General features: G+C 60.2%; 11 protein-coding genes. 10 read left to right on the forward strand and 1 reads right to left on the reverse strand.

All coding sequences use genetic code 11. The features are described 5' to 3' along the window. Positions 1-5 precede the first annotated feature (5 nt). The 10 genes from ACQZ5K_RS02025 to ACQZ5K_RS02070 all read left to right on the forward strand — a co-directional run bounded on the left by ACQZ5K_RS02025 (position 6) and on the right by ACQZ5K_RS02070 (position 11,236). Positions 6-2,273 (forward strand): chemotaxis protein CheA, encoded by a 2,268-nt coding sequence (locus tag ACQZ5K_RS02025; protein ID WP_448739509.1) that lies wholly within the window; start codon positions 6-8, stop codon positions 2,271-2,273. Between the two features lie 13 nt (positions 2,274-2,286). Beyond that, positions 2,287-3,195, forward strand: a complete 909-nt coding sequence (gene cheR / locus ACQZ5K_RS02030; RefSeq protein ID WP_003522764.1) for a protein-glutamate O-methyltransferase CheR — start codon at positions 2,287-2,289, stop codon at positions 3,193-3,195. Then, positions 3,192-4,247 carry a protein-glutamate O-methylesterase CheB gene (gene cheB, locus ACQZ5K_RS02035; RefSeq protein ID WP_003522763.1) on the forward strand — a complete coding sequence of 352 codons (1,056 nt, stop codon included), beginning with the start codon at positions 3,192-3,194 and terminating at the stop codon, positions 4,245-4,247. Before cheR ends, cheB begins: the two co-directional genes overlap by 4 nt. Next, a complete protein-coding gene (cheY2, locus tag ACQZ5K_RS02040) occupies positions 4,247-4,636 on the forward strand; it encodes a chemotaxis response regulator CheY2 (RefSeq protein ID WP_003503467.1) in 390 nt (129 codons plus the stop codon). Before cheB ends, cheY2 begins: the two co-directional genes overlap by 1 nt. Then, on the forward strand, positions 4,633-5,178 hold the full coding sequence (gene cheD, locus ACQZ5K_RS02045; protein WP_003522762.1) for a chemoreceptor glutamine deamidase CheD: 546 nt from the start codon (positions 4,633-4,635) through the stop codon (positions 5,176-5,178). The genes cheY2 and cheD overlap by 4 nt, the downstream gene beginning before the upstream one ends. A 14-nt stretch (positions 5,179-5,192) precedes the next feature. Continuing rightward, on the forward strand, positions 5,193-5,576 hold the full coding sequence (gene cheT / locus ACQZ5K_RS02050; protein WP_003522761.1) for a chemotaxis protein CheT: 384 nt from the start codon (positions 5,193-5,195) through the stop codon (positions 5,574-5,576). Positions 5,577-5,705: 129 nt separating this feature from the next. Continuing rightward, positions 5,706-7,388 (forward strand): flagellar basal-body MS-ring/collar protein FliF, encoded by a 1,683-nt coding sequence (gene fliF, locus ACQZ5K_RS02055; protein WP_448739510.1) that lies wholly within the window; start codon positions 5,706-5,708, stop codon positions 7,386-7,388. Between the two features lie 370 nt (positions 7,389-7,758). Beyond that, positions 7,759-8,490: a transcriptional regulator VisN gene (visN, locus tag ACQZ5K_RS02060; RefSeq protein WP_003522759.1), complete on the forward strand. Its 732-nt coding sequence runs from the start codon at positions 7,759-7,761 to the stop codon at positions 8,488-8,490. 53 nt (positions 8,491-8,543) lie between these two features. Further along, positions 8,544-9,245 (forward strand): transcriptional regulator VisR, encoded by a 702-nt coding sequence (visR, locus tag ACQZ5K_RS02065; RefSeq protein ID WP_003522758.1) that lies wholly within the window; start codon positions 8,544-8,546, stop codon positions 9,243-9,245. Between the two features lie 143 nt (positions 9,246-9,388). Beyond that, positions 9,389-11,236, forward strand: a complete 1,848-nt coding sequence (locus tag ACQZ5K_RS02070; protein ID WP_448739511.1) for a methyl-accepting chemotaxis protein — start codon at positions 9,389-9,391, stop codon at positions 11,234-11,236. Positions 11,237-11,290: 54 nt separating this feature from the next. Here the strand turns inward: ACQZ5K_RS02070 and ACQZ5K_RS02075 are convergent, their stop codons facing one another. Next, complete coding sequence (locus ACQZ5K_RS02075; protein ID WP_127756378.1) at positions 11,291-14,800, reverse strand: PAS domain-containing hybrid sensor histidine kinase/response regulator; 3,510 nt, start codon at positions 14,798-14,800, stop codon at positions 11,291-11,293. Between the last annotated feature and the right edge of the window lie 177 nt (positions 14,801-14,977).

The raw sequence follows: 14,977 nt of genomic DNA on the forward strand, positions 1-14,977 counted from the left end.
TCACGATGGATATGAACGAAATCAAGGAAATCTTTTTCCAGGAATGCGAGGAGCAGCTCGCGGAACTGGAATCGGGGCTTCTTAAATTGAATGACGGCGACCGCGATCCGGAAACCGTCAACGCCGTTTTCCGTGCCGTTCATTCCATCAAGGGCGGGGCGGGTGCCTTCGGTCTCGATGATCTCGTGGCCTTCGCCCACGTTTTTGAAACGACCCTCGACTGCGTCCGCTCCAACAAGCTGGAGCCGACACAGGATGTTCTGAAAGTCATGCTGCGCTCCGCCGACGTGCTGGCGGACCTGACCAATGCGGCAAGAGACGGTGGCAGCGTCGATGAAAGCCGCACGCGCGGCCTCGTCAAGGAACTGGAAGCGCTGGCAAACGGCGAAACCATACAGGTTTCCGCGCCCGTGGCAGCGCCGGCTGCCGTCAAGGCGCCGCAACCCGTCGCACCCAAGCCGACGGATGAGAGCGGCTTCGAGCCGATCCCGTTCTCCTTCACGGACTTTGCCGACGAAACCACGCCGCTGATGGAAGCGCCGTCCTTTCAGATCACCTTCAAGCCGCATGCGTCGCTTTATTCGAAGGGCAACGAAGCGGCACTTCTCCTGCGCGATCTTTCGCGCATCGGCGATATGAGCATCAATTGCGACATGTCGGAGCTGCCTTCGCTCGACAAGCTCGATCCTGAAGCATCTTATCTTTCCTGGACGGTTTCGATTGCGACCGACAAGGGTGAAGAGGGCATCCGCAGCGTCTTCGAATTCGCCGAATGGGATTGCGATCTGGAAATCGTGCCGGTTGTTTCGGATGCCGCAGACGATGCGGAAGAGCTTCCGATGATCCCGGTGCCGTTCGATCTTTCGGCCCTCGATAGCGGACCGGAAGAGCAGCCCGCTGTTGAAATCGCCACGCCTGAAGCGTCCTACGTTGCCGCAGCCGTCGAAACGGCCGTCGCGACGACGCAGATCGCCCAGAGCGTCAATGCCGCCATCGAAAAGCGTGAGGCGGCAGCAGCACCCGCCGCAGCCCAGGCGAACGCCAATGCAGCGGCCAATGCCAGCGCCGGCCAGACCATCCGCGTCGACCTCGACCGCGTCGACCGCCTGATCAACCTCGTCGGCGAACTCGTCATCAATCAGGCGATGCTGTCGCAGAGCGTCATCGAAAACGATGCGAGCGGCACCTCCGCCGTCAATATGGGCCTCGACGAGCTGCAGCAGCTGACGCGCGAAATTCAGGACAGCGTCATGGCGATCCGAGCGCAGCCGGTGAAGCCGGTCTTCCAGCGCATGTCGCGTATCGTCCGTGAAGTCGCCGACATGATCGGCAAGCAAATCCGCCTCGTCACCGAAGGTGAGAACACGGAAGTCGACAAGACGGTCATCGACAAGCTGGCCGAGCCGCTCACGCATATGATCCGCAATGCCGTCGACCACGGCATCGAAACACCGGAAAAACGCGAAGCGGCGGGCAAGAACCCGGAAGGTACCATCAAGCTTTCGGCCAAGCACCGTTCGGGCCGCATCCTGATCGAGCTTCAGGACGATGGCGCCGGCATCAACCGCGAGCGCGTTCGCCAGAAGGCAATCGACAACGATCTCATCGCCGCCGATGCGAACCTGACCGATGAGGAGATCGACAATCTGATCTTCGCGCCGGGCTTTTCCACCGCCGACAAGATTTCTGACATTTCCGGCCGCGGCGTCGGCATGGATGTGGTCAAGCGCTCCATTCAGGCGCTTGGCGGCCGCATCAGCATCTCCTCGCGCCCCGGCCATGGCTCAACCTTCACCATGAGCCTGCCGCTGACGCTTGCCGTTCTTGACGGCATGGTAGTGACCGTTGCCGGCCAGACGCTGGTGGTGCCGCTGACGGCAATCGTTGAGACCCTGCAGCCGGAAGCGAAGAACATTCATTCCTTCGGCGCGAACCAGCGGCTGATCTCCATCCGCAACTCCTTCTGCCCGCTGGTCGATGTCGGCCGCGTGCTGAACTTCCGCCCGACCCAGGCCGATCCGGTCGAAGGTGTCGCGCTTCTGGTGGAATCGGAAGGCGGCGGCCAGCGCGCCCTGATGGTCGACGCGATCCAGGGCCAGCGCCAGGTTGTCATCAAGTCGTTGGAAGCCAACTATACCCATGTTCAGGGCATCGCCGCCGCCACTATTCTGGGTGACGGCCGTGTCGCGCTTATTCTGGATGTCGATGCCATCGTCAGCGCCTCGCGCGGACAGCCCCTGAAGCAGGAAATGTCGCTTGCGGCGACGGGTTGAAAGCGGATCATCCATGGCAGCACTTAATTTCAGCGACCAGCGCCAGTCTCCCGATGAGGTTCTTGCCAGCGGCGAATACCCGCTGACGAGACGTGACCTGTCGGAAATCGCGGCGATGATCTATGCCGATGCGGGCATCTACCTCAACGACACCAAGGCGTCGCTGGTCTATTCCCGCCTTTCGAAGCATATCCGCAATCTCGGTCTGTCGGGTTTTCGCGAATATTGCGCATTGGTGTCCTCGCCGGATGGCGCGCAGGCACGGCGCGAAATGCTGTCGCACCTGACGACGAATTTCACCCGCTTCTTCCGCGAAAATCACCATTTCGAGCATCTGCGTGACGAGGTCCTGCCGGGCCTCATCGCCCGGGCGAAGAGCGGCGGGCGTGTCCGCATCTGGTCGGCCGCCTGTTCGGATGGGCAGGAGCCCTATTCCATCGCGCTTACCGTGCTCGCCATGTTCCCGAATGCGGCGGATTACGATTTCAAAATCCTGGCGACGGATATCGACCCCAAGATTTTGGCGCAGGCCCGGGCAGGGGTCTATGACGACAATGCGCTGGAAACCGTGTCTCCCGCCATGCGCAAGCAATGGTTCACGGAAGTCGATGCCGGCGGTCGCCGCAAGTTCCGTATCGACGACAAGGTCAAGCGTCTCATCACCTTCAACGAACTGAACCTGATGACGCAATGGCCCTTCAAGGGCAATTTCGACGTGATCTTCTGCCGCAACGTCGTCATCTATTTCGATGAGCCGACGCAGATGCGCATCTGGTCGCGTTTTGCCGGGCTGCTGCCGGAAGGCGGTCATCTTTATATCGGGCATTCCGAACGCGTCTCCGGTGACGCCAAGAACCTGTTCGACAATACGGGCATCACCACCTACCGCTTCACTGGCCACGCTTCGGGGAGGAAGGCATGAGCGCACTCGCACGGGTACTCGTCGTCGATGATAGCCCCACCATGCGCGGCCTGATTTCGGCTGTCCTCAAGGCCGATCCGGAAGTCGAGGTCGTCGGGCAGGCCGGCAACGCCATGGAGGCGAGGGCCGCCATCAAGCAGCTCAACCCCGATGTCGTGACGCTCGACATCGAGATGCCGGAAATGAACGGTCTCGAATTTCTCGAAAAGATCATGCGCCTGCGGCCCATGCCGGTCATCATGGTTTCGTCGCTGACCCATCGCGGTGCGGATGCTTCGCTGGCCGCGCTTGAAATCGGCGCCTTCGACTGTGTCGGCAAGCCGGCGCCGGGCGATGCGCGCCCCTTCGGCGATCTGGCCGACAAGGTGAAGGCCGCCGCCCGCTCGCAACACGCCGCCTATCGTGCGGCACGCCCGGAAGCCGCTGCCGCGCCACAGCCGGTCCCGGTCAGTGAATATCGGGCTGGGCGCAAGGTCGTGGCCATCGGTTCCTCCACGGGCGGTGTCGAAGCGCTGATCGCCGTGCTGCAGAAATTCCCGGCCAATTGCCCGCCGACCGTCATCACCCAGCACATGCCGCCGACCTTCACCAAGAGTTTTGCCGAACGGCTGAACCGCATCTGCGCCCCCGTGGTGGAAGAAGCGACAGACGGTGCGCGTCTGCAAACCGGCAAGATTTATCTCGCGCCGGGCGGCGAGCGCCATTTGCAGATCGCCAACCGGTCCGCACCCTGCTGCCGGCTTGTCGAGCGTGATCCCGTCAACGGCCACCGACCCTCCGTCGATGTGCTGTTCGATTCGGTGGCTGAACTTGCCGGCCGTAACGCCGTCGGCGTCATTCTCACCGGCATGGGCCGCGATGGCGCAGCCGGGCTGTTGAAGATGCGTCATGCCGGCGCGCGCACCGTCGGCCAGAACGAAAAAACATGTGTCGTCTACGGCATGCCCCGCGTGGCCTATGAACTTGGCGCCGTGGAACAGCAACTCCCGCTGGCCTCCATCGGCGAAGAAATCCTGAAACTAACCACTGCCCGCAAAGAAGGTGCTGACTAATGTCTCTCGCAGAAAAGATCAAAGTTCTGATCGTCGACGATCAGGTGACCAGCCGGCTGCTCCTCAGCGATGCGCTGACACAGCTCGGCTTCAAGCAGATCACCGCCGCCGGTGACGGCGAGCAGGGAATGAAGATCATGGAGCAGCAGCCCCATCATCTCGTCATTTCCGATTTCAACATGCCGAAGATGGACGGTCTCGGTTTCCTGCATGCCGTCAGGGCCAACCCGACCACCAAGAAGGCCGCCTTCATCATCCTCACCGCGCAGGGCGACCGCGCGCTGGTGCAGAAGGCAGCCCAGCTCGGCGCCAACAACGTGCTGGCCAAGCCCTTCACGATCGACAAGATGCGCGCTGCCATCGAGGCGGTTTTCGGATCGCTGAAATGATTGAAGCTGCGGCCAAGCGCGTACATATCATTCAGGGCGAGTATAAGGTCGTCAGCGATCCCGATGTGGTGCTGACGACGATACTCGGTTCGTGCGTGGCCGCCTGTCTGAGAGACCCCGTTGCCGGCTTAGGGGGCATGAATCACTTCCTGCTGCCGGGAACGGGAAATGTGACCGGCGGAGATGCCACGCGTTACGGCGTGCATCTCATGGAGCTCCTGATCAACGGCCTCCTGAAGCAGGGGGCAAGGCGCGACCGGCTGGAAGCCAAGGTTTTCGGCGGCGCCAAGACGATTGCCAGCTTCTCAAACGTCGGCGAGCAGAATGCCATCTTCGCCATGCAGTTTCTGAAGGATGAAGGTATTCCGGTCTTAAGCTCCTCCACGGGCGGGGACCACGGCCGAAAGATCGAATTCTGGCCGGTCTCCGGGCGTGCACGTCAGCATCCGCTGAGCGGCGCGGAAACCCAGAAGACGGTTGCCATGGAAACGCGTCCGGTGCCGGCCCCCAAGCCAGTCGCCAACGACATCGAATTTTTCTAGTCACGGAGTTTCCAATGCAGCTTGCAGAGCACACCGCCGCCACTCCGTTCGAAGAAGCCCTGCCGGACGTTCTGATGCGCGTGGTATCGGAACTGCACGACGTCGCCTATCTCATCGAGCGCATCGAGCCGCAATTGCTTGAAGTGACCAGCGGTCAATTGTCCAGCGAAGGCGTCAAGCTGCTGCAGGGCATCGATCTTGCCGTCCAGAAAACCCGCGGCCTTGCGGAATTCATCGATACCATCACCGGCTCCATCCCCGGAAACTGGATCGTGGATGTTTCCACCGCCCTCAGCCTGGTCAAGCTGGCCGAAATGCAGAAGGCGCTCGGCGCGGCCTTCCGCCATGGCCATTCCCAGCCGCTCGACAAGGCTTCCGGCGACTTCGACCTGTTCTAGACCATATTCCCGCCGACGTTCCTTTCCTTGCTGAATGCGGAGAAAGGCAACGCTCGCGCAAGCTTCGCACCCTATTGTCACGACGGGGCCAAAAGGTCTCGGACTCTATGAATGACGGTGCGGAACAGAATGAATCTGTTAAATCAAATCCCTCAGGTCTTGAAGAATGTCGCGGCGCTGGGGCAGACGCGGCTGCTGATGCTGGGCGGCGTGGGCGTTGTGTCCATGGCCATCATCCTTGCTGCAGCTCTTTACGTGAACCGTCCCGCTTACGAGACCCTCTATGTGGGGCTTGAAAAAAGCGACCTTAACAAGATCAGCATTGCGCTCGCCGAATCGGGTCTGGACTTTCAGGTGGGGACTGATGGTTCCAGCCTTCAGGTTCCCGTCGGCCTCACCAGCAAGGCAAGGCTGCTTCTGGCCGAGCGCGGCCTGCCCGACAGCGCCAATGCCGGTTATGAGCTTTTCGACAATGTCGGCTCTCTCGGCCTGACCTCCTTCATGCAGGAAGTGACGCGCGTTCGCGCTCTTGAGGGCGAGATCGGCCGCTCCATCCAGCAAATTGACGGCATTGCGGCCGCACGCGTCCATATCGTCATGCCTGACGTCGGCAATTTCCGCCGTGGCGAACAGAAGCCCACCGCATCAGTCATGATCCGCGCCAGCGCCACCGCAGGGCGCAAGGCATCGGCTTCCATCCGTCACCTCGTCGCCTCGGCTGTTCCCGGCCTTGAAGTCGATGATGTGACCCTGCTCGATTCGACCGGCCAGCTTCTTGCTTCGGGTGACGATGTCACCAATGCCGCGATGAACCGCTCGCTGACACTGGCCCAGAACGTCCAGCAGGAAATCTCGACCAACATCGACAAGGCGCTGGCGCCTTTCCTCGGCATGGACAATTTCCGCTCCAGCGTGACGGCGCAGCTGAATACCGACAGCCGCCAGATCCAGGAAACCGTCTACGATCCGGAATCGCGCGTCGAGCGCTCCGTGCGCACGGTGAAAGAAGACCAGAAGTCGCAGGAAACCCAGCCCGATACCGCCGCGACCGTCGAACAGAACGTGCCGCAGGCAGCACCGCAGGGTGGCGGCGGTGGTCCGCAGTCCTCCGACCAGTCGGCGAAGAAGGAAGAGCAGACCAACTACGAGATCAATTCCAAGACGGTCGCCACGGTCAAGAACGGCTACACGGTCGAGAAGCTCTCGGTTGCCGTCGTCGTCAACAAGGGACGCATCGCGAAAATGGTCGGCGAACCTGCCGATCAGGCCAAGATCGACGCCTATCTTGCGGAAATGCAGAAGATCGTCACCTCCGCAGCTGGCATTTCGGCTGACCGCGGCGACATGGTGACGCTGACTGCAATGGACTTCCTCGAAACACAGCTGCTTGACGAGGCTGCCAGTGGTCCAGGCATCATGGAAGTGCTGAGCCGCAACTCCGCCGGCATCATCAACTCGCTTGCCTTTGTCGCGGTCGCCTTCCTCGTTGTCTGGCTCGGTGTACGCCCTCTGGTCCGCACGGTCACTGGCAACGGCGCCGCCGCAGGCCAGCTCAGCCAGGAGGCCGCCGGTCTCGAACTGCCGGATTTCTCTCCCGGCATGGATGCGGGCGCAGGCGGTCTCATGGAAGGTTTCGGGGCGGATTTCGGCTTCGACAGCACCGACGACCTTCTGGCGGGCGGCGATGGCGAGGGCACATTCAACCGCCGGGTTCGCGAAGGGCCGGAACGCAGGCTCTCCCGCATGGTGGAAATCAGCGAGGAAAGAGCCGCCAAGATTCTGCGCAAATGGGCGGTGGAAAAAGCAGCATAATATCGAAAAGGCCGGTTTTACCCGGCCTTTTTTCCGTTTTTGGGCTTTTTGCTATCCTTGGCAGGCGCATCGTGGCAATCTCGTTTCAGGACAGTGTTTACAAAAAATTCAGCAACGATACAGTTTGCTGGGAATTGGCTGAGAATGCCGTTTATGGATTGAACAGCTTTTCAGTATGTTTTTTTAGCAATAGACGAACAGTGAAATACGTGGAAAGGCTGGTGTCAGGTAATGGCAAATCCCAGTCCGTTCCATAAAATGAAATGATTCGGTCTCCGGGGGCTTGCCGTCCCATTTTGGTAAGCTTCTCGAATGGAATGATTCCATCCCGAGGTATAATCTCCCACTGGGAGCAAGAGGGCGTAGGCGATTGAAAGTCGATGTTGATATCCGCAGGCTGTCTGCCAAGCCTATGGAGGGCATGGGTAAGCCCTTGCCGCGCGATCAGCTTGCTAAAAACGTCGCAGCCACGGCTGCTGCCGGTAACGTTGCAGGCGCACTGGATCTGCTCGTAACCTACGCTGGCGCCTCGCATTATCTGCTGGCGCGGGATGATCTTCTCGAAGAAACCGGACTGAAATTCATCGTCACCTCCGACTGGCCTTTCGATCTGGTCCGCAGGCTTGGCCTTGAACTGGCCAACAGCCAGAACAGATCGAGCGAAATGGAAAAATGCCTTTCGCTTCTGCAGCCGCGGCTGCTCTTCCTTCCCGACGATGTTTCGGTTCCCTACGGCATAGACCGGCAATATTCGGCGCTGTCTTTCTGTGTAGGCCGCATCCGGCTTTCGCTGCTGCTGCTGTTTCCCGAAGAAGCGGTGCCTTCGCCGGAAAGGCTGCGCGAAATCGCCCTGCTCACGGGCTATTGCGTCAGCTTCGGCATTGCCAGCGAAGCAAAGACCGTGCGCGATATCGATCTCACAGAGCGCGAGCTCGAATGCCTGTTCTGGATCGCGGAAGGCAAGACAAGCGATGAAATTGCGATGATCCTTGGCATTTCACGCAATACGATCAATAATTACATTACAAGCGTGATGCGTAAAACCGCGACGAAAACCCGCTCGGAGGCAATTGCCTACGCCGTGCGCAACAACCTCGTATAATGGTCGGACGGATGGTACAGACGAAAGACAATGAGGGTACAGGTCAAACGGGCATGTTTTACCGCAGTCCTGTCGTGACGAGCCGGTCGGATCTTTTTCCGAAGCTTGTCGCCATGCAAAAGCTTGTCGGCGCGCGAAATTTCGTGGTGACGAAGGCTGCCGCTTCCGGTTTCCCCAACAAGAAGAAGCTGACCTGCGAACTGGAAAACTGGGGCATGAATGCCGCAGAGCAGAGCGCGCAGTTCATCCGCGCCGTCGGCGATATTCTTCTCGATCATATCGAGACATCGCTCCTGCCGGTCATCTGGCGCAACAAGAATGCCGGCGGCTTTGCCGACCTTCCCGACGTGCCTGCACTTCTGCGCCGCATCGAGAATGACACATTGCCCTATGCGGGGCTGGCGCTTCCGGTGCGGCTCGGCACCATCGGCAACGGTTATATCGTCTTCTGCGGCACCAACCTCGTTCTCGACAATGAGGTCGTGATCGAACAGCACATCAAATGCTGTGAAATCATGGTGGACATGCTGGCGCTGGACGAGCGCAAGGCGGCGCCTTCGGAAGCGCTGAGCGAGAGGGAAATCGCCTGCCTGCAACTGGCGGGGGACGGCCGTATCAGCGAAGAAATCGCGGTCAAACTCGGGCTTTCCGTGCACACCGTCAACGCCTATCTCGGTTCGGCGACGATCAAGCTCGATTCCGTCAACCGCATCCAGGCGATCGCCAAGGCCATCCGGCTCGGTTATATCCACTGACGGCGGACGGGTTTTCCCGTCCCTCATAAGCCGGTAGGTGCCGCCCCGGCTTGTGCCCCCCTAAAAGGCGCTATCGACACTTCGCGTTTTTTTAACAGTTGCCTATTAGAACTTTTATAAGTTTGGCTTTGGGGAACTGTTTCATGCACAACCGGCTCTTTAAGTCCGTTGCCGGCAAGGTCGTCGCGTTGACGATCGGCCTGATCACGCTCAGCGTGGCGGCAGTTGGTTTTTCGACCTACATTCGCTTGAAGGACAACATCATCACCACCGCGCTGCGTGATACGCACAGCGCAATGCGCGGCATGGCCATCCTCTATGAGATGAAGGTCGGCGGCGTTGCCCTCGAAATGGTGGATGGCGAGTTGAAGAGCGTCGGTCGCGCCAGCATCGGAACGATGCGTGACAATGATCTCGTCGATCGCACGGCGGCCGGCAACGGCGGTATCTCTACTGTTTTTGAAGCCAAGGCCGGCGAGTTCATTCGCCTGACCACCAATCTGAAGAACGAAAAGGGTGAAAGAGCAGCAGGCACCAAGCTTGCTACCGATCATCCCGCTTTCCCGAAAGTTTCCAAGGGAGAGGCCTATTTTGGCACCGCCACGCTGTTCGGCACCAGCTATATGACCGGTTATATGCCGGTTACGAACAAGACCGGCGCAACCGTCGGCATTCTGTTCGTGGGCGTTCCCATGGATGTCTACGATGCGCAGATATACAGCCTGCGCGACATGATGCTGATCTGCGGCGCGCTCGCCATGCTTGGCGTCGGCCTGCTCGCCTATTTCGTCATCAAGCGCACGCTTCAGCCGCTTGGCAAGCTGACCGATGCGGTGAAGTCCCTTTCGGACGGCAATCTCGACACGCCGATCCCCTACGCCACCAACACCAATGAATTCGGCAACATCGCCCGCGCGCTGGTGATTTTCCGCGAGAATGCGATCGAGAAACTGGCGATTGAGGGCAAAAGCGCCGAGGAACGCTCCGCAGCCGAGTCCGAACGTCACCGCAACGACGCCGAGAAACAGGAGCTCGACGGCCAGATCGAATTTGCGGTCAGCGAGATTGCTTCCGGCCTCGGCAGACTCTCGCGTGGCGATCTGAGCCGCACGATCGAGACGCCTTTCGCCGGTCGTCTCGACCGCCTGCGCACGGATTTCAACGAATCCCTTCTCAATCTGCGCGATGCGCTGGGGCAGATCCGCGAGCGCACGCTCATCATCCAGCATAGCGGCTTTGAAATCGAGCAATCGTCGGTCGATCTGTCGAAGCGTACCGAAAATCAGGCCGCCTCGCTGGAAGAAACCGCCGCCGCCGTAGATGAAATCACGGTTACCGTCAGATCGTCGGCCGAGCGGGCACGGGAGGCCAATGAGGCCGTGCGCATCACCAAGCAGAGCGCCGACAGTTCCGGTTCGGTCGTCAGCAACGCCGTCGACGCCATGGGCCGCATCGAAGACGCGTCGCGCAAGATCGAACAGATCATCGAGGTCATCGACGACATCGCCTTCCAGACCAACCTCCTCGCCCTGAATGCGGGCATCGAGGCGGCGCGTGCGGGTGAGGCGGGCAAGGGTTTTGCCGTTGTGGCGCAGGAAGTGCGCGAGCTTGCCCAGCGCTCCGCAGACGCGGCCCGCGAGATCAAGCAGCTCATCAACCAGTCGACGCATGAGGTCAGCTCCGGTTCGAAGCTGGTGCAGGAGGCGGGCACGGTTCTTTCCGCCATCAGCCAGCAGATCGTTACCGTCAGCCAGCATGTCGAAACCATTGCGACGGCGACGCAGGACCAGTCCTCCGCTCTTCACAACGTCAACAGCTCCGTCAACCAGATGGACCAGATGACGCAGCAGAATGCGGCGCTTGCCGAACAGTCGAGCGCGGCCAGCCGGGTACTGTCAGGCGAGGTGGAAGCGCTGCTCGATCTGGTGCAGCGGTTCCAGATGGAACAGGGTTCGGCAGCCGGCAGGGATCGCTACAACCAGGCGGCCTGATAGGTCTGTTTTTGAAGGTCAAAACCGCTCCCGGATCGCAAGGTCCGGGAGTTTTTATTCGGCCGCTGCCCGCACAGTACCGGATATCTGGTTGATATAGGCCCGCAGCGCCGCCGGTTTGACCGGTTTGTGCTGAACCGAAATCCCGTATTTTTCGGCATCGCTGCGCACTTCCGGGCTGCGATCCGCCGTCACCAGCAGGGCAGGGATCGTCTTGCCGTAAAATGTCCTGATGAGGCGGATGGCACTGATGCCGTCGCCATCGTCCAGATGGTAATCGGCGACGATGACGTCGGGGGCTGCGGCCAAAGTGAGGAAGGGCTCCTCAAGCGTCGCCACGGAACCTGCGGGTAAAACCTCACAGCCCCATCCCGTCAAGAGCAGCGTCATGCCCTCGAGGATTTTCGGCTCGTTGTCGATGCACAGGACCCGGACGCCCTGAAGGCGGTCGCTGGCTGCGGGACTGATTGTCCCGCCATCGGCTTTGGCCGGTACGATGCGATCCGCCTCGCGCGGCAGGTGGATGCGGAAGGTCGTGCCTTTTCCGGGGGTGGAAATCAGCTGGACCGGATGGTGCAGCATGCGCGACAGCCGGTCGACGATGGAAAGACCGAGCCCGAGGCCGGATGCCGTTCTTGCACCCTCGTCCAATCGGGCGAATTCCTTGAAGACGGTGCGAAACTTGGATGAGGGAATGCCGATACCGGAATCCGTCACCTGAATGACCACTTCGCCGCCCCGACGGCGCGCACCGACGACCACCTTGCCCTTCAAGGTGTATTTGATGGCGTTGGAAACGAGATTCTGTATCAGACGCCGCAGGAGATTGGGGTCGGAGCGGACCGTGAGTGAGGTTGGCATGACCACGAGGTCGAGGTTCTTTTCCTGCGCCATCGGCGCGAAATCGGTTTCGATGCGTTTCAGCAGCTCATTCAGCGGCACGGATGTCATGCGCGCCTTCATCGAGCCGGTGTCGAGACGGGAAATATCGAGAACCGCGCCGAGAATGGTTTCGACCGATTCCAGCGCCGAATCGATATTGTGGACGAGATCGCTTTCTCCCGATGCGCCAAGCCGTTCGACCAGCGAAGAGGAATAGAGGCGGGCGGCATTCAGCGGCTGGAGAATATCGTGGCCGGCGGCGGCGAAAAACCGTGTCTTGCCGATATTCGCCTCGTCGGCGGATGCCCTCGCTTCCGCCAGTTCCCGGTTGACGCGGGTAAGCTCCACGGTTCGCTCCGCCACGCGCTGCTCCAGCGTCTCGTTTGCCTGTTTCAGCGCCTGATCGCTCGCAACACGCTGGGTGATATCGGTGAAGGTGGCGACGATGCCCTTGTCCGGCATGGTGTTGGAGCGCACTTCGATGATGCGCTCGCCGCCCGCCAGCACCAGCGAGAAGGGCAGGTCCATGGTCAGGAAGCTGGTAATCAGCTCGTTCGTGTCGCCATCAGGCATGTCGCCGCGTTCCTGCAGCATCGAAACGATATCCGTCAGCGGTACGCCGACCTGCCCGAATTGCTCGGGCAAATCCAGCAGCGTGCGGAAGCGCCGGTTCCAGATGGTGAGCTGCTGCGAACTGTCAAAAACCGCAATGCCCTGGTCCATCTGGGCGAGCGCGGTCTGCAGCATGTCCTGATTATATTGCAGGGCCTCGCTCGCCTGGTCGAGTAGCCATGCCGTGTCCGCGCTGGTGTCTTCCGCCTTCTGAAGAATGATCGAAAGCACCAGACGGGCGGAGGAAGAGCCGATGGCGCTGCCCAGCAACTGTTCGGAGAAATGGATCAGCGCCATGTCCGCCGGCTGGTCGTCGTTGAGCTTCCTGCCCGCTGTCTTTTCATAGGTCGCGAGTGACCGCAGCATGCGCTCCTCGCCGAGATAGCGCGCCACCGCGCTTTTGAGGTCGCCGACGCTGACACGGGTTTTCCAGCCGCGCGTGGCAAATTGCGATTTCGAATGGCGTTTGACGAAGATGCCGGACTGGATGCGCTCCACCGGCCTCGGATTACGCGAAAGCGAGCCGAGCACGAAGGCAAGGCTGTTGACGAGCAGGCTGAGAATGACGGCATTCACGAATGGATCGGCTTCAGGCCCGTTGAACACCGTGCTGCCGGAAAACAGGAAGCCGAGAATATTCGCCGCGACCTCGGAATTATCCGGCCCGCCGAAGCTCGGCAGGAACAGCAGATAGGCCCAGACGAAAAAGCCGGAACTTAAGCCGGCGATTGCGCCGCGCGCATTGGCGCGCCGCCAGAACAGCCCGCCGAACAAGGCAGGGGCCATCTGCGCAATGGCGGCGAATGCGAGAAGGCCGATGGAGGCGAGGCCCGTGGCGCTGTCGGCGGCGCGATAATAGCCATAGCCCAGAAGCAGAACCGCAAAGATTGCCGTCCTGCGGATGTTGAGCAGCGTCTTGGCGAAGTCGTCCCGGTGCGGAGAACGGTTCAGCAGCTTCTGCCGCAGGAAGATCGGCATGACGATGTCGTTGGAAATCATGATCGATAGCGCCACCGAAGCGACGATCACCATCGCGGTCGCCGCCGAAAATCCGCCGATGAAGGTGATCAGCGACACGACCGGCATCTGATGATTGAGCGGCAATTGCAGCACGTAGAGATCGGCATCGCCATTGGCGCCGAGCGTCAGGATGCCGGCCAGAGCAATCGGCAGCACGAAGATGTTGATCGCGATGAGATAAAGCGGCAGCAGGAACCCAGCCATGCGCAGCTCTTGTGGCGTGCGGTTTTCAACCACGGTGACGTGGAACTGGCGCGGCAGCAGGATGATGGCGAAGCCGGAAAGCAGGGTCATCACGATCCACCGGCTGACGGGCGTGTGATAGGATATGGCCCGCATGGCCTGTTCGTTATCGGAGGCGAGCTGCCATAGGTGCACGGGACCGTCGAAGAGCACGAAGAGCACATAAAAGCCGACGGTGCACATGGCGACGAGCTTGACCAGCGATTCCATCGAGATCGCCAGAATGAGCCCGTCCTGATGTTCGGTGGCATCGGTGTGCCGGGTGCCGAACATGACGGCAAACCCCGCCATGACGATGGTGACGACCAGCGGCAGATCGAGGAAATAAAGATTGCCGCTGCCAATGCCGTAATCGCCGGGATCGACCATCGTCGCCACCGAGCTGGAAACGGCTTTCAGCTGCAGAGCGATATAGGGAATGGCGCCGACGAGCGCGATGATGGCGACGATCATCGCCACGGTGGAGTTCTTGCCGTAACGGGCGGCAATGAAATCCGCAACGGAAGTCAGCTTTTCCGTTTTCGCCAGTTCGACGATGCGGCGGATGATCGGCATGCCGATGGTGAAGGCAAGGATCGGGCCGGTATAGATGCCGAGAAATTCCAGCCCCCTGTCTGCCGCAAGCCCCACGCCGCCGAAATAGGTCCAGGAGGTGCAATAGATCGCCAGGCTGAGCGCATAGACGAACGGACGCCCCTTGTTCGGAGCGTTTCTTTTGCGGCTCTTCCTGTCCCCATAGCTTGCAACCGCAAACAGCAGCAGGACATAAGCGAAGGCCGAACCGAATATGATCCACCCAGGAAGCACGCATCCTCCCCATGCAAGAATTCCCGAATATCAGCATAGGCGAATTCCGCGCCGTTGAGAATGAGCGCGGTCTGAGCATAAAGTTCAAGGTGAGCGTGCAAAAAAGCTAATAAATGCAATCCCGCGGATTCCAAATGAAGCCCGGACCCTATATGGTTCGACCCGTAGGGACAGTCA

The sequence above is a fragment of the Agrobacterium sp. 22-226-1 genome (assembly GCF_053522345.1).

Excerpts from the sequence above, each read along its gene's own strand:
- cheY2 (WP_003503467.1), top strand. The coding sequence starts at position 4,247 with ATGTCTCTCGCAGAAAAGATCAAAGTTCTGATCGTCGACGATCAGGTG.
- cheB (WP_003522763.1), top strand. The coding sequence starts at position 3,192 with ATGAGCGCACTCGCACGGGTACTCGTCGTCGATGATAGCCCCACCATG.
- visR (WP_003522758.1), top strand. The coding sequence starts at position 8,544 with ATGTTTTACCGCAGTCCTGTCGTGACGAGCCGGTCGGATCTTTTTCCG.
- ACQZ5K_RS02070 (WP_448739511.1), top strand. The coding sequence starts at position 9,389 with ATGCACAACCGGCTCTTTAAGTCCGTTGCCGGCAAGGTCGTCGCGTTG.
- cheR (WP_003522764.1), top strand. The coding sequence starts at position 2,287 with ATGGCAGCACTTAATTTCAGCGACCAGCGCCAGTCTCCCGATGAGGTT.
- cheD (WP_003522762.1), top strand. The coding sequence starts at position 4,633 with ATGATTGAAGCTGCGGCCAAGCGCGTACATATCATTCAGGGCGAGTAT.
- fliF (WP_448739510.1), top strand. The coding sequence starts at position 5,706 with ATGAATCTGTTAAATCAAATCCCTCAGGTCTTGAAGAATGTCGCGGCG.
- ACQZ5K_RS02025 (WP_448739509.1), top strand. The coding sequence starts at position 6 with ATGGATATGAACGAAATCAAGGAAATCTTTTTCCAGGAATGCGAGGAG.
- cheT (WP_003522761.1), top strand. The coding sequence starts at position 5,193 with ATGCAGCTTGCAGAGCACACCGCCGCCACTCCGTTCGAAGAAGCCCTG.